Genomic DNA, 20,796 nt, shown 5'->3' with positions numbered 1-20,796 from the left:
GCACACCGGGCCGGGAGTTCCGCCACTGCGCGGAACACCCGGCCCTGGTACGGCGTCGGTGCTGCGGGAGCCGACGGCCGGTCACTTCACCCGATGCAGCCAGCCCTCCGGGTCGGCCGTCACGCCGTGGTGCAGGTCGGTCAGCGCCTTGCGCAGGGACAGCGTGACCGGGCCGGCCGCGCCGCCGTTGACGCTGAAGTCGCCGCCGATCCGGTCGTGCACCTCGCCGACCGGGGTGACCACGGCGGCCGTGCCGCAGGCGAACATCTCGGTGATCACACCGGCCGCGGCCTCGGCCCGCAGCTGGTCCAGCGCGATGCGCTCCTCGCGGGGCGTGTAGCCCAGCCGAGCGGCCAGCGACAGCAGGGTGTTGCGGGTGACGCCGGGCAGCAGCGTACCGGTGAGCTGGGGGCTGACCACCGTGGCGTCGCGGCCGCTGCCCCGGACGAAGAAGAGGTTCATGCCGCCCATCTCCTCGATCCAGCGCTTCTCCACCGCGTCGAGCCAGACCACCTGGTCGCAGCCGGCGTCCTCGGCGGCCATCTGGGCACGGAAGGCCGGCCCGTAGTTGGCGGCGCACTTCACGTCGCCGGTGCCGCCGGGCGCGGCCCGGGGGTAGTCGTGGTTGATCCAGACCTTGACCGGCTTCACCCCGGCGCCGAAGAAGGCACCGGTGATGAACGCCATCATGAGGAACTGGTACTCGCGGGACGGGCGCAGGGCGAGACTGGCGTCGGTGCCGTAGAGCAGCGGGCGCAGGTACATGCTGAGCTCGGGGTCGTCCGAGAGCCAGTTGGCGTCGGCGGCGACGACCTCCTCGGCGGCCCGCAGGAACAGCTCCTCGGGCATCTCGGGCATGGTGAGCCGGGCGGCCGAGCGGCGGAAGCGGGCGGCGTGCATCCGGGGACGGAAGAGCGCCATGCTGTCGTCGGTCTGGCGGTAGGCCTTGAGCCCCTCGAAGATCACCTGGCCGTAGTGCAGGCCGATCATCGCCGGGTTCATCGCCAGATCCTCGCGCAGCCGCAGCTCGGGGCGGGACCAGCCGGACTCGGGGGAGTAGGTGATGCTCACCATGTGGTCGGTGAACAGCTCGCCGTGGACGGGGCGCAGCTGGGTGGAGGCGGCGGTCGGCAGGCTGGTGTCCTGGATGGTCATGATCGGGCTCCTCGGGTCTGTGCGGGCTGTCGGGGGAGGGTGTTCGGGTGTACGTGGCGCGGGTGCGAGGCTCATTCGGGGGTACGTGTGCCGGGCGGGTACCCGGTGGACCGGGGCATCGCCGGCCCGGTGGTGCGGGCCGGGGCTCGTGGGCTGGGGAGCCGGCCCGGGCGGTGCGGCCCGGGCGAGGCGGTCCGGGAAGGCCCGGGGAGCGGACCGGTCAGGCCGGGGGCATGAAGTAGAACGTGTCGCGGCGGGAGAAGCGGCCGTCGGCCGCGAGGGCGAAGAAGTCGGCGAAGCGGAAGGCGACCCTCGTCCCGTCCTTGAGAATTCCCCGGAATTCGCCGTGGACGGCGACTCCGTTCCGGTCGGTGACCACCTGGGCCAGGCTGTGCGAGCCGGTGTCGATGATCCGGCCGGAGGTGTAGAACGCGGCGATCTCGGCGTGGCCGGCGAACGGGAGTTCGTAACCCGGGCGGAAGTACACCGCCTCGGGGGTGAACAGTGCCACCAGGCCGGCCACGTCCCCGGCGTCCACCAGGTCGTAGTAGGTGCGGACCTGGTCCTCGGCGGTGCGGCTGGTGTTCTCTGCCTGCTTCAGCATGATGCTCTCCTGGGAGTCGGTCAAGACGGTCGGGGGAATTTCTCGGCGGATTTTCCGGGGCCGTTCCCGTAATTCCGGAAAGGCCCCGGGAAAAGCCGGGTCAATCGCTGGGGCCGGTGAATCCGGACCCCGGGAATTAGCCGAGGCGAACGAATCCGCCGGGAATCACGGGTGTGCTGCGCCCGGGTTCTTGGCCGCGCCACGCCGGGCCGGGCTGGGCCGGACCACGCCGGGCCGGGCTGGGCCGCGCCACGCCGGGCCGGGCTGGGCCGCGCCACGCCACGCCGGGCTGGGCCGCGCCACGCCGGGCCGGGCTGGGCCGGACCACGCCGGGCCGGACCACGCCGGGCCGGACCACGCCGGGCCGGACCGGCGTGCGCCGACCCGGTCCGGCCCGGACCGCAGGGTCAGTGCGGGACGGGGTCGGCGGCGCGCAGCCGGGCGCGCAGTACGGGGCCGATCAACGCCAGGGCCGCCGGCGTGGTCATGGCTCCGTGCGGCACGGGCACCTCGTGCAGGTCGATCCGGCCGCCCGTGTGCCGCCGCCAACCGGCGGGATCGGGCGAGTCGGCGGTGCGGCCCCGGGTGGCCTGGAAGAACAGCAGGTCACCTGTGAAGTGGTCAGGGGCCGCCCGTCCGCCGAGCGCCATGTTGGCGGCGAACACCTCGGCGAGCGTCACCAGTTGCTCCCGGTCGAGGCCGGCCAGCGGGCTGCTGCGGTCGGCGGCCAGCCGGACCAGGTCCTGCGGGCCCACCGGCCCGGACGCGGGCCTGGGCAGCCCGAGCGAGTCCAGCAGTGCGGCGAGCAGTTCGGGCGAGCGCGGGTCCGGCACCCCGCCGTCCTGCGGGCTCTGCCCCGGATAGCCGTCCAGGAGGGCCAGCAGGGCGACCTCCTCGCCGTCCGCCTGCAACCGGACGGCCAGCTCCTGCGCGAGGACGCCGCCGAAGGACCAGCCGAGCAGGTGGTAGGGGCCGTGCGGCTGGATCCGCCGGATCTCCCGCAGGTGCTGCGCCGCGAGCTCGCGGACTGTCCCCGGCGTCGTGCCGGGCGCCGTCAGAGCGGGTGACTGCAGGCCGTACAGCGGCCGTTGCGGATCCAGGTAGGGGAGCAGCCCGGCGTACACCCAGCTGATCCCGGCCGCCGGGTGCAGGCAGAACAGCGGCTCCAGGGTGCCCGTCCGGCGTAGCGCCAGCACCGCGCCCAGGGCGTCCGGCCCGTCCGCCCGGGGTGCCCCGAGCTGTTCGACCAGGGTGGCCACGGTGGGCGCGAGGAACAGCCGGCGGACGGTCAGGTCCTCACCGAGGACGGCGCGGAGCCGGCCGACCAGGCGGGCGGCGAGCAGGGAGTGGCCGCCGAGTTCGAAGAAGTTGTCGTCGATGGTCACCGCGGGCAGGCCGAGGATCTCGGCGAACAGGCCGCAGAGCACCTCCTCGCGCGGAGTTCGGGGGGCCCGGCCGTCCTCGGCGGCGCGGTGGACGGGAGCCGGCAGGGCGCGCCGGTCCAGTTTGCCGTTGGCCGTCCGCGGCAGCGCGTCCAGCGGGACGACGGCGGACGGGACGAGGTAGTCGGGCAGAAGGTCGCGGGCGTGGGCGGACAGCGCGGCGGGATCGATCCGGTGGCCGGAGGCCGGGACGGCGTACGCCACCAGGCAGCGGTCACCGGGCCGGTCCTCCCGGACCACGGCGGCGACCTGGGCGACCGAGGGGTGCGCGGCCAGGGCGGCCTCCACCTCGGCGGGCTCCACCCGGAAGCCGCGGACCTTGACCTGCTCGTCCCCGCGTCCGGCGTACTCCAGCACGCCGTCGGCGCGGCGGCGGGCCAGGTCGCCGGTCCGGTACAGCCTGGCCCCGGGCGGCCCGTACGGGTCCGCGACGAAGCGCTCGGCGGTGGTTCCCGGCCGGCCCAGGTAGCCGTGTGCCAGGCCCGCGCCACCGAGGTACACCTCGCCGACCACACCGGGCAGCACCGGCCGCAGTGCGGCGTCGAGCACGTACGCCCGCTTGTGGGTGACCGGGACCCCGATCGGGACGGACACGCCCCGGGTGTCCTGGGCGAGCACCGTCCGGCAGGTGGTGAAACCCATGCTCTCGGCCGGTCCGTAGCCGTTGACGACCCGGAGGTCCGGCCGGGCCGCCAGTGCGGACCGTAGGTGCGCCACCGAGGCGGGCTCCCCGCCGGTGAAGGCGGTGCGGACGCTCCCCAGCTCCGGAAGGTGCTCGTCCACCAGGTAGTTGAAGAGGCTGGCGGACAGCTGGAGCATGGTCACCCCGTGCTCGGCGGTGAGCGCGGCCACCTCGGCGGGCTCGGGCCGCTGCCCGGGCTGCAGGACCACCGTGCCGCCGTGCAGCAGGGCGCCGAACAGCTCCAGGGCGAAGGCGTCCCAGGACACCGGCGAGCACTGCAGGAAGACCTCGCCGGGGCCGAAGTCCGCGTAGTCCTGGTCGAGATAGGTGGCCAGCAGGGCGCGGTGCGAGGCGGCGACGCCCTTGGGCGTGCCGGTGGAGCCGGAGGTGAACATCACGCAGGCGATGTCCTCGGCCGTCGACCGGTGCGACGGTCCGTCGGGCGCCCGTGCCGGGAGGCCGGCCAGCACCGGATCGTCGACGTCGACCACGGTCGCGCCGGTGTCCAACCGCTCCCGCAGGGCGGGCTCGGTCACCACGAGCGCGGCGCCGGTCGCGGCCAGCGCGGCGGACAGCCGTTCGGGCGGGAACTCGGTGTCCAGCATGGTGTATCCGGCGCCGGCGGCCAGGGCCGCCAGCAGGGCCACCACCTGGTCGGGACCGCGGTGCAGGTGCACCCCGACCAGATCGCCCCGGCGGACCCCGTTCGCCGCCAGGTGGTGGGCCAGCCGACCGGCCCGTTCGGCGAGTTCGCGGTAGCCGAGGCGCTGCCGGCCGAAGACCAGGGCGGTGGCCTCCGGTGCCTCGGCGGCACGCTCGGCGAACCGCCGCCACAGGGTGGTGTCGGGCAGCCGCGGGGCCGGGGGCGTCGCGGTCAGCTCGGCGTGCTGGGCGTCCGAGAGGATCTCCAACCGGCTGATCGCGAGGCCCGGTTCGGCGACCACCGACTCCAGCAGCCGGACCAGGGAGTCGATCATCCGGGTCGCGGTCGACTCGTCGAACAGGTCGGTGGAGTAGTCCAGCAGCAGTTCCATGCCGCCGGCGGAGCCGTCCTCGGCGCGGAACTCCTCGACCCCCACGGTGAAGTCGAACTTCGAGGAGCCACGGCCGACCGGTATCGGCTCGGCCCGGACGTCGCCGAAGTCCAGCCCGCCGCCGGGGCTCTGCTGGTTCTGCAGGACCAGCATCACCTGGAACAGCGGGTGCCGGGCCAGCGAGCGGGCCGGGTTGACGGCCTCCACCAGCCGGTCGAAGGGGATGTCCTGGTTGGCGTACGCGGCGAGGTCGGTCTCCCGCACCCGGCCGAGGAGTTCGGTGAAGGCCGGGTCGCCGGAGGTGTCGGTGCGCAGCACCAGCGTGTTGACGAAGAACCCGACCAGGTCGTCCAGTGCCTCGTCGTTGCGGCCGGCGATCGCGGAGCCGATCGGCAGGTCGGTGCCGGCGCCGAGCCGGGTGAGCAGGGTGGCGAGGGCGGCCTGCAGCACCATGAACATGGTGACCTGGCCGCTGCGGGCCAGCCGCTCCAGTCCGCGGTGGTGCTCGGCGCCCAGCAGCGCCTTCACGGCGTAGCCGCGGTGGCTGGGCACGGGGGAGCGCGGGCGGTCGACCGGCAGCCTGGTCTCCTCCGGCAGGCCGGCCAACTGCTCCTTCCAGTAGGTGCTCTGGCGGTTGGCGCGGCTCGATCCGTCCTCGTCGTCGCCGAGCAGCTCGCGCTGCCAGAGGGTGTAGTCGGCGTACTGGACCGGCAGCGGCTCCCAGTCGGGCGCCTCGCCGGAGCGCCGCGCCCGGTAGGCGGCGGTCAGATCCCGGAGCAGGACGCCCAGCGACCAGCCGTCACTGGCGATGTGGTGCATCACCAGGACGAGGACGTGGTCGTCCTCGGCGACGCGGATCAGCTCGGTGCGCAGCGGCAGCCCGGTGGCGAGGTCGAGGACCCCGGTGCAGGCCGCGTCCACCGCGCGGGTGAGCGCCTCCTCCGGGTCCTCCCCCGGTCGCGGGACGAGCTCCGTCACGGGCAGCGGGAGCAGCTCACGGGCCTCGGCCGTCGGCACGATCTCCTGGGCGGGCTGCCCGTCCTGGGCGGGGAACCGGGTGCGCAGGGCCTCGTGGCGTCCGATCAGATCGGCCAGTGCCTCGGTCAGCGCCGGCCGGTCCAGTGCGCCCCGCAGGCGCAGCGCGGCGGGCAGGTTGTAGGTCGCGCTCGGCCCCTCCAACTGGCCGACGAACCAGAGGCGTTGCTGGGCGGGGGAGAGCGGGAGGCGTTCCGGCCGCTCGGTCCGGCGCAGGGTGGGGCGGCTGTCCTGGGTGGTGGCGCTGTCCAAGTGGTCGGCGAGGCCGCCGGGGGTGGGCGTGCGGAACAGCGTCCGGATGCCGAGTTCGGCGCCGAGTGTGGTGCGGATGCGGGAGATGAGGCGGGCGGCGAGCAGGGAGTGGCCGCCGAGGTCGAAGAAGCTGTCGTCGATGGTGACGGCGGGGAGGTCGAGGATCTCCGCGAACAGGCCGCAGAGGATCTCCTCGCGCGGGGTGCGGGGCGCGCGTCCGTGGGAGTCCGCGCCGAAGGCGGGTGCGGGCAGCGCGCGGCGGTCCAGCTTGCCGTTGTTGGTCCGGGGCAGGGCGTCGAGTCGGACGAAGGCGGCGGGGACCATGTACTCGGGGAGCAGGTCGGCGCAGTGGGTGCGCAGGGCCTGACTGCTCAGGTCGTGGTCGGGGGTGGGGACGATGTAGGCGGTGAGGCGTTTGTCGCCGGGGCGGTCCTCGCGGACGAGGACGGCGCACTGGACGACGTGTGGGTGGCGTCCGATGACGGTCTCGATCTCGGCGGGTTCGACGCGGAAGCCGCGGATCTTGACCTGGGAGTCGGCGCGGCCGGCGTATTCGAGGGTGCCGTCGGTGGTCCAGCGGACGAGGTCGCCGGTGCGGTACATGCGTTCGCCGGGGTCGCCCCAGGGGTGGGCGACGAAGCGTTCGGCGGTGAGGTCGGGCCGGTTGGCGTAGCCGCGGGCCAGCCCCACGCCGGCCATGTAGAGCTCGCCGGTGACGCCTCGGGGTACGGGGCGCAGTGCGTGGTCCAGGACGTAGACGCGTTTGTTGGTGATGGGTTTGCCGACGGGGATGGTGCCGGTTTCGGTGTCGGTGGTGGTGATGGTGTGGGTGGTGGTGAAGATCATGGATTCGGCGGGGGAGTAGCCGTTGACGAGTCGGATGCCGGGGTAGTCGGTGAGGGCGCGGCGGACGTGGGCGACGGAGGCGGCTTCGCCGCCGGTCATGATCTGGCGGACGCCGGTGAAGACGCCGGGGTATTCGTCGAGGAGGAAGTTGAGCAGGCTGGCGGAGACGTGGACGGTGGTGATGTGGTGCTGGGCGATGAGGCGGGCGATGACGGCGGGCTCCGGGTCCTGGCCGGGTTGGAGGACGGCGGTGCCGCCGAAGAGGATGGCGCCGAAGAGTTCGAGGGCGAAGGCGTCCCAGGAGACGGGGGCGCACTGCAGGACGCGCATCCCGGGGCCGAAGTCGGCGTAGGACTGGGCGAGGAAGGTGCCGACCACCGCGCGGTGGGGGGCGATGACGCCCTTGGGGCGGCCGGTGGAGCCGGAGGTGAACATCACGCAGGCGACGTCCTCCACCGACACCTCGACCCCGAGGTCGCCGGACTCCCGCCCGGCTATCGACTCCGCCTCCCCGTCCACCCGGACGTACCGCAACCGGGCGCCCGAATCCGCCAGCCGGTCCGCCAGCTCGTCGCAGGTGACCACGGCCTCGGCGCGGATCTCGCCGAGCACGGCGGTCAGCCGGTCGGTCGGGAACTTCGGGTCGAGCTGGGTGTAGCCGCCGCCGCCGGCCTTGAGGACGGCCAGCGTCGCGACCACCAGGTCGATCCCGCGCTCCAGGAACACGCCGACCACCGAGCCCCGGCCGATGCCGCTTTCGCCCAGGTGGCGGGCCAGCCGGTTGGCCCGGGCGTTCAGCTCCCGGTAGGACACCGAGACGTCCTCGAAGACCAGCGCCACCGCGTCCGGGGTCCGCGCGACCTGCTCCTCGAAGAGCTCGTGGACGCAGCGGTCCGAGGCGTACTCGGCGGAGGTGTCGTTCCACTCCACCAGCAGTTGGTGCAGCTCCTCCTCGGCCAGGACGCCGTGCCGTCCGATCGGCGCGTCGGGCGCGCCGGCCACGGCGGCCAGCAACCGGAGGGTCGCGGCGAGCAGCCGTTCGGCGGTGCCCGCATCGAAGAGGTCGGTGGCGTACTCCAGGCCGAAGGCCAGCCCCTGCGGGCGGCCGTCCGTGTCGAAGCGCTCGCGGACGGCCATCGTCAGGTCGAACTTCGCGGCGCCGGTCGAGGTGGTCTCCCCCCGGACCTCCAGCTCCGGCAGGGCCGGCTCGCCCTGGGCGTTGTTCTGCAGGACCAGCATCACCTGGAACAGCGGGTGCCGGGAGCCGGAACGGACCGGGTTGAGCAGCTCCACCAGCCGGTCGAACGGGATGTCCTGGTTCTCGAAGGCGACCAGGTCGGTGTCGCGGACCCGGCCGAGCAGCTCGCGGAAGGTCGGGTCGCCGGAGGTGTCGGTGCGCAGCACCAGCGTGTTGACGAAGAACCCGACCAGGTCCTCCAGTGCCTCGTCCGGGCGGCCCGCCACCGGGGTGCCGAGGGGGACGTCCGTCCCGGCGCCGAAGCGGCTCAGCACCGCCGAGAAGGCGGCCTGGAGCAGCATGAAGAGCGTGGCGTTCTCGTCGCCGGCCAGCTGTTGCAGCCGGTGGTGCAGCTCCGGCCCGGTCTCGGCGAGCACCGAGTCGCCGCGAAAGCTCGGCACGCTGGGCCTCGGCCGGTCCAGCGGGAGCCGCAGCTCCTCCGGGAGGTCCGCCAACTGCTCCTTCCAGTGGGCGAGCTGGCTCCCGGCGACGCTGCCCGGGTCCTCCTCGTCGGCGAGCAGCTCCTGCTGCCAGAGCGTGTAGTCGGCGTACTGGACCTCCAGTTCGTCCCACTGCGGCTCGCCGCCGCCGCGGCGGGCGGTGTACGCCTCGGTCAGGTCGCGCAGCAGCGGTCCGAGGGACCAGCCGTCGCTGACGATGTGGTGCATCACCACCAGCAGCACGTGCTCCCGCGGCCCCACCGCGAACAGCCGGGCGTGCAGGGGGACTTCACCGGCCAGGTCGAAGACGTACCGGGAGGCGTCCTGGAGCCGGCGGGCGAGGAAGGTCTCCGTGGTGCGGATCACCTCCAGGGCCGGGACGGCCTCGGCCGGATCGAGGATGTGCTGGTAGGGGTGGCCGTCCTGCTCGGGGAACAGGGTGCGCAGGCTCTCGTGGCGGGCCACCACGTCCGCGAGGGCGCCGCGCAGCGCGGGGACGTCGAGCTCGCCGGTCAGGCGCAGGACCACCGGCACGTTGTAGGTGGCGCTCGGCCCCTCCAAGCGGTCGATGAACCAGAGGCGCCGCTGGGCGTACGACAGCGGGATCATCCGTTCTCTCCGTTCCGGGAGCGCCGGCGCAGCGCCGGACGGGCGCGCCGAGGGGTGTCGGAAGCGTCGCCGAGTCGTTCGACCAGCTCGGCGACGGTCGGGCTCTGGAAGAGGGTGCGCATCCGGAGTTCCGCGCCGAGCGCGGTGCGGACGCGGCTGATCAGCCGGGCGGCGAGCAGGGAGTGGCCGCCGAGGCGGAAGAAGCTGTCGTCGATGGTGACGGCGGGCAGCCCCAGGAGTTCGGCGTACAGCCCGCAGAGGATCTCCTCCCGGGGGTTGCGGGGTTCGCGGCCCTGGGATTCGGCGCCGTAGTCCGGTGCCGGCAGTGCCTTGCGGTCCACCTTGCCGGTGGCGCCGAGCGGTAGTGCCTCCATCACGACGAAGGAGGACGGGACCATGTACTCGGGCATGGCCTCGACGGCGTGGCCGCGCAGGGCGGCCGGATCCAGCTCCCGCCCGGCGGCGGCCACCAGGTAGGCCACCAGCCGCTTGTCGCCCGGCCGGTCCTCGCGGACCATCACCACGACCTGTCCCACACCGGGGTGCCGCAGCAGCGCGGACTCGATCTCGGCCGGTTCGATCCGGAAGCCGCGGATCTTCACCTGGGCGTCCGCCCGTCCGGTGAACTCCAGCTCGCCCGCCGCGTTCCAGCGCACGAGGTCGCCGGTCCGGTACATCCGTGCGCCGCCGAGGTGGGGGCCGGCCACGAAGCGCTCCGCGGTCAGGTCGGGCCGGTTGGCATAGCCGCGCGCCAACCCGGGCCCCGCGATGTACAGTTCGCCGACCACGCCGACCGGGACGGGGCGCAGCGCGCCGTCCAGGACGTAGGTGGCGGAGTTCGGGATCGGGGCGCCGATCGGGACCACGGCCGCCGTGAGGTCGGCCGGGCCGACCTCGTGCTGGGTGGCGAAGACCATGCTCTCGACCGGGCCGTAGGCGTGCACCAGCCGCAGGCCGGGGAAGTCCGCCCTGGCCCGCCGCAGGTGGGCGAGCGAGGGCGCCTCCCCGCCGGTGGAGACGCAGCGCAGCACCTCGAAGATCTGCGGGTAGTCGTCCACCATCACCGCGAACAGGCCGGCGGAGAGGAACATCGAGGTCACCCCGTGCGCGGCGACGAGCTCGGCGATGACCGCCGGCTCGGGCTTCTGCCCCGGATGCAGGACGGTGGTGCCGCCGTGCAGGAGCGCGCCGAAGAGTTCGAGGGCGAAGGCGTCCCAGGAGACGGGGGCGCACTGGAGGTGGACCTCGCCGGGGTGGAAGCGGCCGAAGGTCTGGGCGAAGAAGGTACGGGCGATGGTGCGGTGGGAGGCGACGACACCCTTGGGACGACCGGTGGAGCCGGAGGTGAACATCACGCAGGCGATGGCGTCGGGCGGGGTGGGCACGGCGGGGTCGGTGGCGGGCTGCGCGGCTACGGCGGGGTCGGCGATGTCGACCAGCCGGACGGGCAGGGCGGCGAGGGCGGGGGCGAGGGCGGCGCGGGTGACGACGAGGGGCGCCCCGGTGTCCTCCAGGACGGCCTGGAGCCGTTCCCGGGGGTAGTCGGTGTCCAGCAGGGTGTACCCGGCGCCGGCCTTGAGGGCGGCGAGCAGGGCGACCACGAGGTCGGGGCCGCGTTCGAGGTGGACGGCGACGACCTGGTCGGTGCCGACGCCGCAGGCTCGCAGGTGGTGCGCGAGACGGTTGGCACGTTCGTTCAGCTCGGCGTAGCCGAGACCGACGCCCTCGAAGAGCAGCGCGGTGGCCTGCGGGAACCGGGCGGCCTGTTCCTCGAAGAGCTCCTGGACGGAGCGCTCGGCGGGGTAGTCGGCGCCGGTGTCGTTCCAGCCCTCCAGGACCAGCCGCCGCTCCTCCTGCGCCATCACCTCGAAGGAGCTCAGCGGGACGTCCGCGCCCGCCACGGCGCTCTCCAGCACCCGCAGCAGGCCGTCGGCCAGCCGCTCGGCGGTCCGGGCGTCGAACAGCTCGGTGGCGTACTCGACCGCGACCGTCAGGCCCAGCGGCGCACCGGCCGTGTCCTGTGCCTCGGCCACGGCGACCATCAGGTCGAACTTGGCACCGCCGGTGGAGACCGGCGCCTGCTCGACCTCGATGCCGGGCAGCGCCAGCTGCGCCTGCCGGACGTTCTGCAGGGCCAGCATCACCTGGAACAGCGGGTGCCGGGCGAGCGAGCGGGTCGGGTTGAGCACCTCCACCAGCCGGTCGAAGGGGATGTCCTGGTTGGCGTAGGCGGCGAGGTCGGTCTCCCGGACCCGGTCGAGGAGTTCGGCGAAGGTCGGGTCGCCGGAGGTGTCGGTGCGCAGCACCAGCGTGTTGACCAGGAACCCGACCAGGTCCTCCAGCGCCTCGTCGGTGCGGCCGGCGATCGGTGAGCCGATCGGCAGGTCGGTACCGGCCCCGAAGCGGGTCAGGGTGGTCGCGAGCGCGGCCTGGAGGACCATGAACAGGGTGACCCGGCGCGTGCGGGCCAGCTCCAGCAGACCCGCGTGCAGCTCCGCTCCGGTGCGGACCGAGAGCAGGCCGCCCCGGTGGCCCGCGACGGCGGGGCGCGGCCGGTCCAGGGGCAGGGTGAGTTCCTCGGGTACGTCCGCCAACTGCTTCGTCCAGTAGTCGACCTGGCGTCGGAAGGTGCTCCCCGGATCCGCCTCGTCACCGAGCAGCTCGCGCTGCCAGAGCGTGTAGTCGGCGTACTGGACCGGGAGTTCGTCCCACTGCGGGGCCGTGCCCGGTTCGGCCCGCGCGGTGTACGCCTGCGCCAGGTCGCGCAGCAGCGGGCACATCGACCAGCCGTCGCTGACGATGTGGTGCAGGACCAGCACCAGCGTGTGCTCGGTCGGCGAGACGGACAACAGGTGCGCCCGCAGCAGCAGTTCCTCGGCGAGGTCGAAGCGGTGGGTGGCGGCTGCCGCCACCAGGCCCTCGACCTCCCCGGCCGAGCACCGCGTGCGGCGCAGGACGAACTCCGCCCGCGCCTCGGCCGGGCCGGTGACGTGCTGGACGGGCCCGCCGTCCTGGGAGGGGAAGCGGGTACGCAGGCTCTCGTGGCGCTCCAGCAGATCGCCGAGCGCGTCGTCGAGCGCCCCGGCGTCCACCTCGCCGCGCAGGGCCAGGGTGACCGGCACGTTGTAGACCGATCCCTGCTCCATCCCGTCCATGAACCAGAGGCGTTGCTGGGCGGGGGAGAGCGGGAGCCGGTCGGGGCGCCGCTCGACGCGGGTGAGGGCGGGGCGGAGGTGGTCGTCGGCCGAGGTCTCCAGGTGCTCGGCGAGGCCGGCGACCGTGGGCGTGCGGAACAGGGCCCTGATGGGGAGTTCGGCGCCGAGTGTGGTGCGGATGCGGGAGATGAGGCGGGCGGCGAGCAGGGAGTGGCCGCCGAGGTCGAAGAAGCTGTCGTCGATGGTGACGGTGGGGAGGCCGAGGATCTCCGCGTACAGGGCGGTGAGGATCTCCTCGCGCGGGGTGCGGGGTGCGCGGCCCTGCGCGTCGGTGGTGTGTTCGGGTGCGGGCAGGGCCCGGTGGTCGAGCTTGCCGTTGGCGGTGCGCGGCAGCGTCTGGAGGATGACGAAGGCGGCGGGGACCATGTACTCGGGCAGCAGCCCTGCGCAGTGGGTACGCAGGGCCCTGCTGTCGAGGTCGGATCCGGGGCCGGTGACGAGGTAGGCCGTGAGGCGCTTGTCGCCGGGGGTGTCCTCGCGGACCGTCACCACGGCCTGGCTCACGCCCTGGTGTCGCAGCAGTGCGGTCTCGATCTCGGTGGGCTCGACGCGGAAGCCGCGGATCTTGATCTGGGAGTCGGCGCGGCCGGCGTGTTCGATGGTGCCGTCGGGGTGTCGGCGGCCGAGGTCGCCGGTGCGGTAGAGGCGTTCGCCGGGGTTGCCCCAGGGGTGGGCGATGAAGCGTTCGGCGGTGAGGTCGGGTTGGCCGGTGTAGCCGTGGGCGAGGCCGGTGCCGGCCATGTAGATCTCGCCGGTGACGCCGATGGGGACGGGGTTGAGGGTGGTGTCGAGGAGGTAGACGCGTTTGTTGGTGATGGGTTTGCCGACGGGGATGGTGCCGGTTTGGGTGTCGGTGGTGGTGATGGTGTGGGTGGTGGTGAAGATCATGGATTCGGCGGGGGAGTAGCCGTTGACGAGTCGGATGCCGGGGTGGTCGGTGAGGGCGCGGTGGATGTGGGTGACGGAGGCGGCTTCGCCGCCGGTCATGATCTGGCGGACGCCGGTGAAGACGCCGGGGTATTCGTCGAGGAGGAAGTTGAGCAGGCTGGCGGAGAGGTGGACGGTGGTGATGTGGTGCTGGGCGATGAGGCGGGCGATGGTGGCGGGTTCGGGGTCCTGGCCGGGTTGGAGGACGGCGGTGGCGCCGAAGAGGATGGCGCCGAAGAGTTCGAGGGCGAAGGCGTCCCAGGAGACGGGGGCGCATTGCAGGACGCGCGTCCCGGGGCCGAAGTCGGCGTAGGTCTGGGCGAGGAAGGTGCCGACGACCGCGCGGTGGGGGGCGAGGATGCCCTTGGGGCGGCCGGTGGAGCCGGAGGTGAACATCACGCAGGCGACGTCCTCGACGGACACCGGCACGTCCGGGTTGGTGCAGTCCTGGCCGGCGATGGCCGCGGCCTCGGTGTCGAGGTGGACGGGTGTGGTGCCGGGGAGCCGGAGCGGGTCGGTGAGCCGCTCGGTGGTGATGAGCAGGGTGGTGCCGGTCTGGTGGATCAGGCCGGTGAGGCGTTCGGCGGGGAACCTGGGGTCGAGTTGGGTGTAGCCGGCGCCGGCCTTGAGGACGGCGAGGGTGGCGACGACGAGGTCGATGCCGCGTTCGAGGTGGATGCCGACGATGGCGCCCCGGGTGGCGCCGCGGGCCAGTAGGTGGCGGGCGAGGCGGTTGGCGCGGGCGTTCAGCTCGCCGTAGGTGAGGGTGGTGTCCTCGAAGACGAGCGCCACCGCGTCCGGGGCTGCCGCGACCCGCTGCTCGAACACCTGGTGGACGCCGAGCGACGCGTCGTACTCCGCCGCCGTGTCGTTGAAGCCCGTCAGCAGGTCGTGGCGTTCGTCCTCGGACAGCACCGGGAGGGCGCCGACCCGCACGGACGGGTCCGAGGCGGCCGCCGCGAGCGTGCGGACCAGCGCGTGCGCGAGCCGCTCGGCCGTGGCCGGCAGGAACAGATCCGTCGCGTACTCGAAGCAGACCTCGATCCCGCCGGGCGCTCCGTCGGCCAGGTGGGTCTCGACCGCGCCGATGGTGAGGTCGAACTTGGCGCGGTCGACCGCGAGCCGCTCGACCCGGGCCCGCAGTCCGTCGACCTCCAGGGCGCCGGCGTCCGCGTTCTGCAGCACCAGCATCACCTGGAACAGCGCGTTCCGGCCCTCGGCCCGGACCGGGTTGAGCGCCTCGACCAGCCGCTCGAACGGCAGATCCTGGTGGGCGTAGGCGCCGAGGTCGGTCTCCCGGACCCGGTCGAGGAGTTCGGCGAAGGTCGGGTCGCCGGAGGTGTCGGTGCGCAGCACGAGCGTGTTGACGAAGAACCCGACCAGGTCGTCCAGCGCCTCGTCGGTGCGGCCGGCGACCGGTGAGCCGATCGGCAGGTCCGTGCCGGCCCCGAATCGGGTCAGGGTCGCGCCCAACGCGGCCTGGAGGACCATGAACAGGGTGACCTGGTGGGCCCGGGCGAGTTCGAGCAGCCGGGTGTGCAACCCGGCGTCGAGCACCAGCGGGACGGCGGCGCCCCGGTGCGAGGCGACGGCGGGCGCCGCCAGGTCGCGCGGCAGCGCGATCTCCCCCGGCAGGTCCGCCAACTGGTCGACCCAGTAGGCGAGCTGGGAGGAGAGCAGGCTGTCCGGATCGTCGGAGGAGCCGAGCAGCTCGCGCTGCCACAGGGCGTAGTCGGCGTACTGGACCGGGAGTTGCGGCCACTGCGGCTCCGCCCCCGCGATCCGCGCGCTGTACGCGGTGGTGAGATCCCGCAGCAGCGGGCCCATCGACCAACCGTCACCGGCGATGTGGTGCAGCACCAGCAGCAGCACGTGGTCCTGCTCGGTCACGCTGAACAGGGTCGCCTGGAAGGGCAGTTCGCTGCCGAGATGGAAGGGGCGCCGGGCGTCGGCCGCGAGCCTGACGGGCAGCTCCTCCTCGGCGCACCAGGTGTGCGCGAGCGGCACCGAGCGCTCGTCGGCGTCCATCAGCTGCTGGTACGGCGTGCCGTCGACGGCCGGGTACCGGGTGTGCAGCGCCTCGTGCCGGCCGACCACGTCGGCCAGCGCCAGGGCGAGCGCCGGCCGGTCGATCGCGCCGTGCAGCCGGACGGCGAGCGGGATGTTGTACGTGGCGTCGGGGCCCTCGATCTGGTCGATGAACCAGAGCCGCTGCTGCGCGAAGGAGAGCGGCATCGGCTCGGGGCGCTGCTGCGGGACGAGCGCGGGCCGGACGGCGGCGCTCCGCTCCAGCCGGCCGGTCAGGCCGGCCACCGTCGGAGCCTGGAAGAGGGCACGCATGGTGAGTTCGGCGCCGAGTGTGGTGCGGATGCGGGAGATGAGGCGGGCGGCGAGCAGGGAGTGGCCGCCGAGGTCGAAGAAGCCGTCGTCGATGGTGACGGCGGGGAGGTCGAGGATCTCCGCGTAGAGGCCGCAGAGGATCTCCTCGCGCGGGGTGCGCGGTGCGCGACCCTGAGCGTCGGTGGTGTGTTCGGGGGCGGGCAGGGCGCGACGGTCCAGCTTGCCGTTGGCGGTGCGCGGCAGGGCGTCGAGCTGGACGTAGGCGGCGGGGACCATGTACTCGGGGAGCAGGTCGGCGCAGTGGGCGCGCAGTGCCTGGGCCTCGACGCTCCGGTCCGGGGCGAGGACGACGTAGGCGGTGAGGCGCTTGTCTCCCGGGGTGTCCTCCCGGACGAGGACGGCGCACTGGGCGACGTCGGGGTGGCGTCCGACGGCGGTTTCGATCTCGGCGGGTTCGACGCGGAAGCCGCGGATCTTGATCTGGGAGTCGGCGCGGCCGGCGTGTTCGATGGTGCCGTCGGGGTGTCGGCGGCCGAGGTCGCCGGTGCGGTAGAGGCGTTCGCCGGGGTTGCCCCAGGGGTGGGCGATGAAGCGTTCGGCGGTGAGGTCGGGTTGGCCGGTGTAGCCGTGGGCGAGGCCGGTGCCGGCCATGTAGATCTCGCCGGTGACGCCGATGGGGACGGGGTTGAGGGTGGTGTCGAGGAGGTAGACGCGTTTGTTGGTGATGGGTTTGCCGACGGGGATGGTGCCGGTTTGGGTGTCGGTGGTGGTGATGGTGTGGGTGGTGGTGAAGATCATGGATTCGGCGGGGGAGTAGCCGTTGACGAGTCGGATGCCGGGGTGGTCGGTGAGGGCGCGGTGGATGTGGGTGACGGAGGCGGCTTCGCCGCCGGTCATGATCTGGCGGACGCCGGTGAAGACGCCGGGGTATTCGTCGAGGAGGAAGTTGAGCAGGCTGGCGGAGAGGTGGACGGTGGTGATGTGGTGTTCCTGGATGAGGCGGGCGATGGTGGCGGGTTCGGGGTCCTGGCCGGGTTGGAGGACGGCGGTGGCGCCGAAGAGGATGGCGCCGAAGAGTTCGAGGGCGAAGGCGTCCCAGGAGACGGGGGCGCACTGCAGGACGCGCGTCCCGGGGCCGAAGTCGGCGTAGGTCTGGGCGAGGAAGGTGCCGACGACCGCGCGGTGGGGGGCGATGACGCCCTTGGGGCGGCCGGTGGAGCCGGAGGTGAACATCACGCAGGCGACGTCGTCCGGGGTGGTGGTGCTGGGCAGGTCGGTGGGGTCGTGTCGGGCGATGTCGTCGGCTTCGGTGTCGAGGCACAGGGGGGTGAGGCCGGGGAGGGTGAGTCGGTCGGTGAGGGTGTGGGTGGTGATGAGCAGGGTGGTGCCGGTCTGGTGGATCAGGCCGGTGAGGCGTTCGGCGGGGAACCTGGGGTCGAGTTGGGTGTAGCCGGCGCCGGCCTTGAGGACGGCGAGGGTGGCGACGACGAGGTCGATGCCGCGTTCGAGGTGGATGCCGACGATGGCGCCCCGGGTGGCGCCGCGGGCCAGTAGGTGGCGGGCGAGGCGGTTGGCGCGGGCGTTCAGCTCGCCGTAGGTGAGGGTGGTGTCCTCGAAGACGAGCGCCACCGCGTCCGGGGCTGCCGCGACCCGCTGCTCGAACACCTGGTGGACGCCGAGCGCCGCGTCGTACTCCGCCGCCGTGTCGTTGAACCCCTCCAACACCTGGTACCGCTCCTCGACCGACATCACCTCGATCGAGTCGATCCGCCGATCGGTGCCGGTGGAGACGGTGTCCAGCACCCGGAGGTAGGCGGCGGCCAGCCGTTCGACGGTGGAGCGGTCGAAGACGTCCAGCGCGTAGTCGAGGACCACCTCGATCCCGCCCGGTCCGCCGTCGGCCGTGGCCTCCTCGGTGGCCTCGATCAGCAGGTCGAGCTTGGCCTGACCGGTGCGGACGGCCTCGACCTCCACCTCGGCGCCGGTGAGCTCCAGACGGCCGCGGTCGTTGCTCTGCAGGACGAACATCACCTGGAACAGCGGGTGGCGGGCCAGTGACCGGACGGGGTTCAGCACCTCGACGAGCCGCTCGAAGGGGACGTCCTGGTGGGCGTACGCCGCCAGGTCGACCGCGCGGGTCCGGGCGAGCAGCTCGGCGAAGGTCGGATTGCCCGAGGTGTCCAGGCGCAGGGCCAGGGTGTTCAGGAACAGGCCGACGAGGTCGTCCAGTGCTTCGTCGGTGCGGCCCGCGGTGACCGCTCCGATCGGCAGGTCGGTGCCGGCGCCGAGCCGGGTGAGCAGCGTGGCGAGCCCCGACTGCAGCACCATGAACAGGGTGGCGTGGTTGGCGCGGGCCACCTCCAGCAGACGCGCGTGCAGCTCGGCGTCCAGCCGCAGCGGGACGACACCGCCGCGCCCGCTCGGTGTGGTGGGGTGCGGCCGGTCGTAGGGCAGCCGCAGTTCCTCCGGGCTCTCGCTCAGCCGCTCCTCCCAGTAGGCGAGCTGGCGGGCGGAGCGGCTCTCCCGGTCGTCCTCGTCGCCGAGCAGCTCGCGCTGCCAGAGGGTGTAGTCCGCGTACTGGACCGGCAGTTCGTCCCAGAGCGGCTCGCCGCCCGTGGACCGCGCGGCGAAGGCGGTGGTGATGTCCTCCATCAGCGGGGCCATCGACCAGCCGTCGGTGGCGATGTGGTGCAGCACCAGCACCACCACGTGCTCCGTCGGGGACTGCCGGAACACCCAGGCCCGCAGAGGGAGTTCGGCGGCGATGTCGAAGGTGTACCCGGTCGCGGCGGCGATCCGGGCGGGCAGCTCCTCGGCCGGGCAGTCGGCGTGCTCGACCACCGGCCGGGCCGCCTCGGCGGGCACCACCCACTGGATCGGCCGCCCGTCGACCGACTGGTAGACGGTGCGCAGGCTCTCGTGCCGTGCGACCACGTCGGTGAGCGCCTCGGCGAGCACGCCGTGGTCGAACCCGCCCCGGACCTTCACCGCGCGGACCACGTTGTAGGTGGCGCTGCCGTTGTCCAACTGATCGATGAACCAGAGGCGTTGCTGGGAGGGCGAGAGCGGCATGCGCTCCGGCCGCCGCTCGGCACGGGCCAGCACGGGGCGGGTGTCCTCGGCGGTGGCCGATGCGAGGTGCTCGGCCAGCTCCGCGACGGTGGGCGCCTCGAACAGGGTGTGCATCGCCAGCTCGACACCCAGCAGCTTGCGGACACGGCTGATCAGGCGGGCGGCGAGCAGGGAGTGGCCGCCGAGGTCGAAGAAGCTGTCGTCGACGGTGACGGCGGGGACGTCGAGAATCTCGCCGTAGAGACCGCAGAGGATCTCCTCGCGCGGGGTGCGGGGCGGGCGGCCGGCGGCGGCCGCGACGTACTCCGGTACGGGAAGGGCCCGGCGGTCGAGCTTGCCGTTGGCGGTGCGCGGCAGCGTCTGGAGGGTGACGAAGGCGGCGGGCACCATGTACTCGGGCAGGGCCTGCGCGGTGTGCGCCCGCAGCTCCTGAACCTCGATGCTCCGGTCGGGGGTGGGGACGATGTAGGCGGTGAGGCGTTTGTCGCCGGGGCGGTCCTCGCGGACGAGGACGGCGCACTGGACGACGTGGGGGTGGCGTCCGATGACGGTCTCGATCTCGGCGGGTTCGACGCGGAAGCCGCGGATCTTGACCTGGGTGTCGGCGCGGCCGGCGTATTCGAGGGTGCCGTCGGTGGTCCAGCGGACGAGGTCGCCGGTGCGGTACATGCGTTCGCCGGGGTTGCCCCAGGGGTGGGCGACGAAGCGTTCGGCGGTGAGGTCGGGCCGGTTGGCGTAGCCGCGGGCCAGCCCCACGCCGGCCATGTAGAGCTCGCCGACGGTACCGACCTGCACCGGGCGCATGGCCGCGTCCAGCACGTAGACGCGTTTGTTGGTGATGGGTTTGCCGACGGGGATGGTGCCGGTTTCGGTGTCGGTGGTGGTGATGGTGTGGGTGGTGGTGAAGATCATGGATTCGGCGGGGGAGTAGCCGTTGACGAGTCGGATGCCGGGGTAGTCGGTGAGGGCGCGGCGGACGTGGGCGACGGAGGCGGCCTCGCCGCCGGTCATGATCTGGCGGACGCCGGTGAAGACGCCGGGGTACTCGTCGAGGAGGAAGTTGAGCAGGCTGGCGGAGACGTGGACGGTGGTGATGTGGTGCTGGGCGATGAGGCGGGCGATGACGGCGGGCTCCGGGTCCTGGCCGGGTTGGAGGACCGCGGTGCCGCCGAAGAGGATGGCGCCGAAGAGTTCGAGGGCGAAGGCGTCCCAGGAGACGGGGGCGCACTGCAGGACGCGCATCCCGGGGCCGAAGTCGGCGTAGGACTGGGCGAGGAAGGTGCCGACCACCGCGCGGTGGGGGGCGATGACGCCCTTGGGGCGGCCGGTGGAGCCGGAGGTGAACATCACGCAGGCGACGTCCTCCACCGACACCTCGACCCCGAGGTCGCCGGACTCCCGCCCGGCTATCGACTCCGCCTCCCCGTCCACCGACACCAGGGACAGCTCCGGCAGGCCCGGCCGATCACCCAGTGCCGTCCGGGTCACCACGAGCGTGGAGCCGGTCTGCTCCAGCAGGCCCGCCAGGCGCTCGGCGGGGAACTTCGGGTCGAGCTGGGTGTACCCGGCGCCGGCCTTGAGCACCGCCAGGGTGGCGACCACCAGGTCGATCCCGCGCTCCAGGAACACGCCGACCACCGAGCCCCGGCCCACGCCGCGCTCCACCAGGTGGCGGGCCAGCCGGTTCGCCCGGGCGTTCAGCTCCCGGTAGGACACCGAGGTCTCCTCGAAGACCAGGGCGGTCGCCTCCGGAGCGGCCGTGACCCGCTCCTCGAACACCTCGTGAACGGTGCGGGCCGAGTCGTACTCGGCTGCGGTGTCGTTCCAGTCGATCAGCAACTGCCGCCACGCGGGGATCATCTTCTCCACCTCTGTCAGGACTAGGGCTAGCGCGCCGGTTGGTAGG

General features: G+C 73.1%; 4 protein-coding genes. All 4 read right to left on the bottom strand.

Annotated features, from left to right (window positions below; all coding sequences use genetic code 11):
• Nucleotides 1-81 precede the first annotated feature (81 nt).
• The 4 genes from OG823_RS08300 to OG823_RS08285 all read right to left on the bottom strand — a co-directional run bounded on the left by OG823_RS08300 (nucleotide 82) and on the right by OG823_RS08285 (nucleotide 20,750).
• A complete protein-coding gene (locus OG823_RS08300; protein WP_371478787.1) occupies nucleotides 82-1,155 on the bottom strand; it encodes a branched-chain amino acid aminotransferase in 1,074 nt (357 codons plus the stop codon).
• A gap of 220 nt (nucleotides 1,156-1,375) precedes the next feature.
• A complete protein-coding gene (locus tag OG823_RS08295; protein WP_371478785.1) occupies nucleotides 1,376-1,759 on the bottom strand; it encodes a nuclear transport factor 2 family protein in 384 nt (127 codons plus the stop codon).
• 407 nt (nucleotides 1,760-2,166) lie between these two features.
• On the bottom strand, nucleotides 2,167-9,336 hold the full coding sequence (locus OG823_RS08290) for an amino acid adenylation domain-containing protein (protein WP_371478783.1): 7,170 nt from the start codon (nucleotides 9,334-9,336) through the stop codon (nucleotides 2,167-2,169).
• Nucleotides 9,333-20,750, bottom strand: coding sequence for an amino acid adenylation domain-containing protein (locus OG823_RS08285; protein WP_371478781.1), 11,418 nt, complete (start codon nucleotides 20,748-20,750; stop codon nucleotides 9,333-9,335). The genes OG823_RS08290 and OG823_RS08285 overlap by 4 nt, the downstream gene beginning before the upstream one ends.
• Nucleotides 20,751-20,796 lie beyond the last annotated feature (46 nt).

Origin of the sequence: Kitasatospora sp. NBC_00315 (assembly GCF_041435095.1) — a bacterium.
GTDB lineage: Bacteria > Actinomycetota > Actinomycetes > Streptomycetales > Streptomycetaceae > Kitasatospora.
Note: the sequence above shows the minus strand (reverse complement) of the source record. Positions and strands in the feature narration are given on the sequence as shown.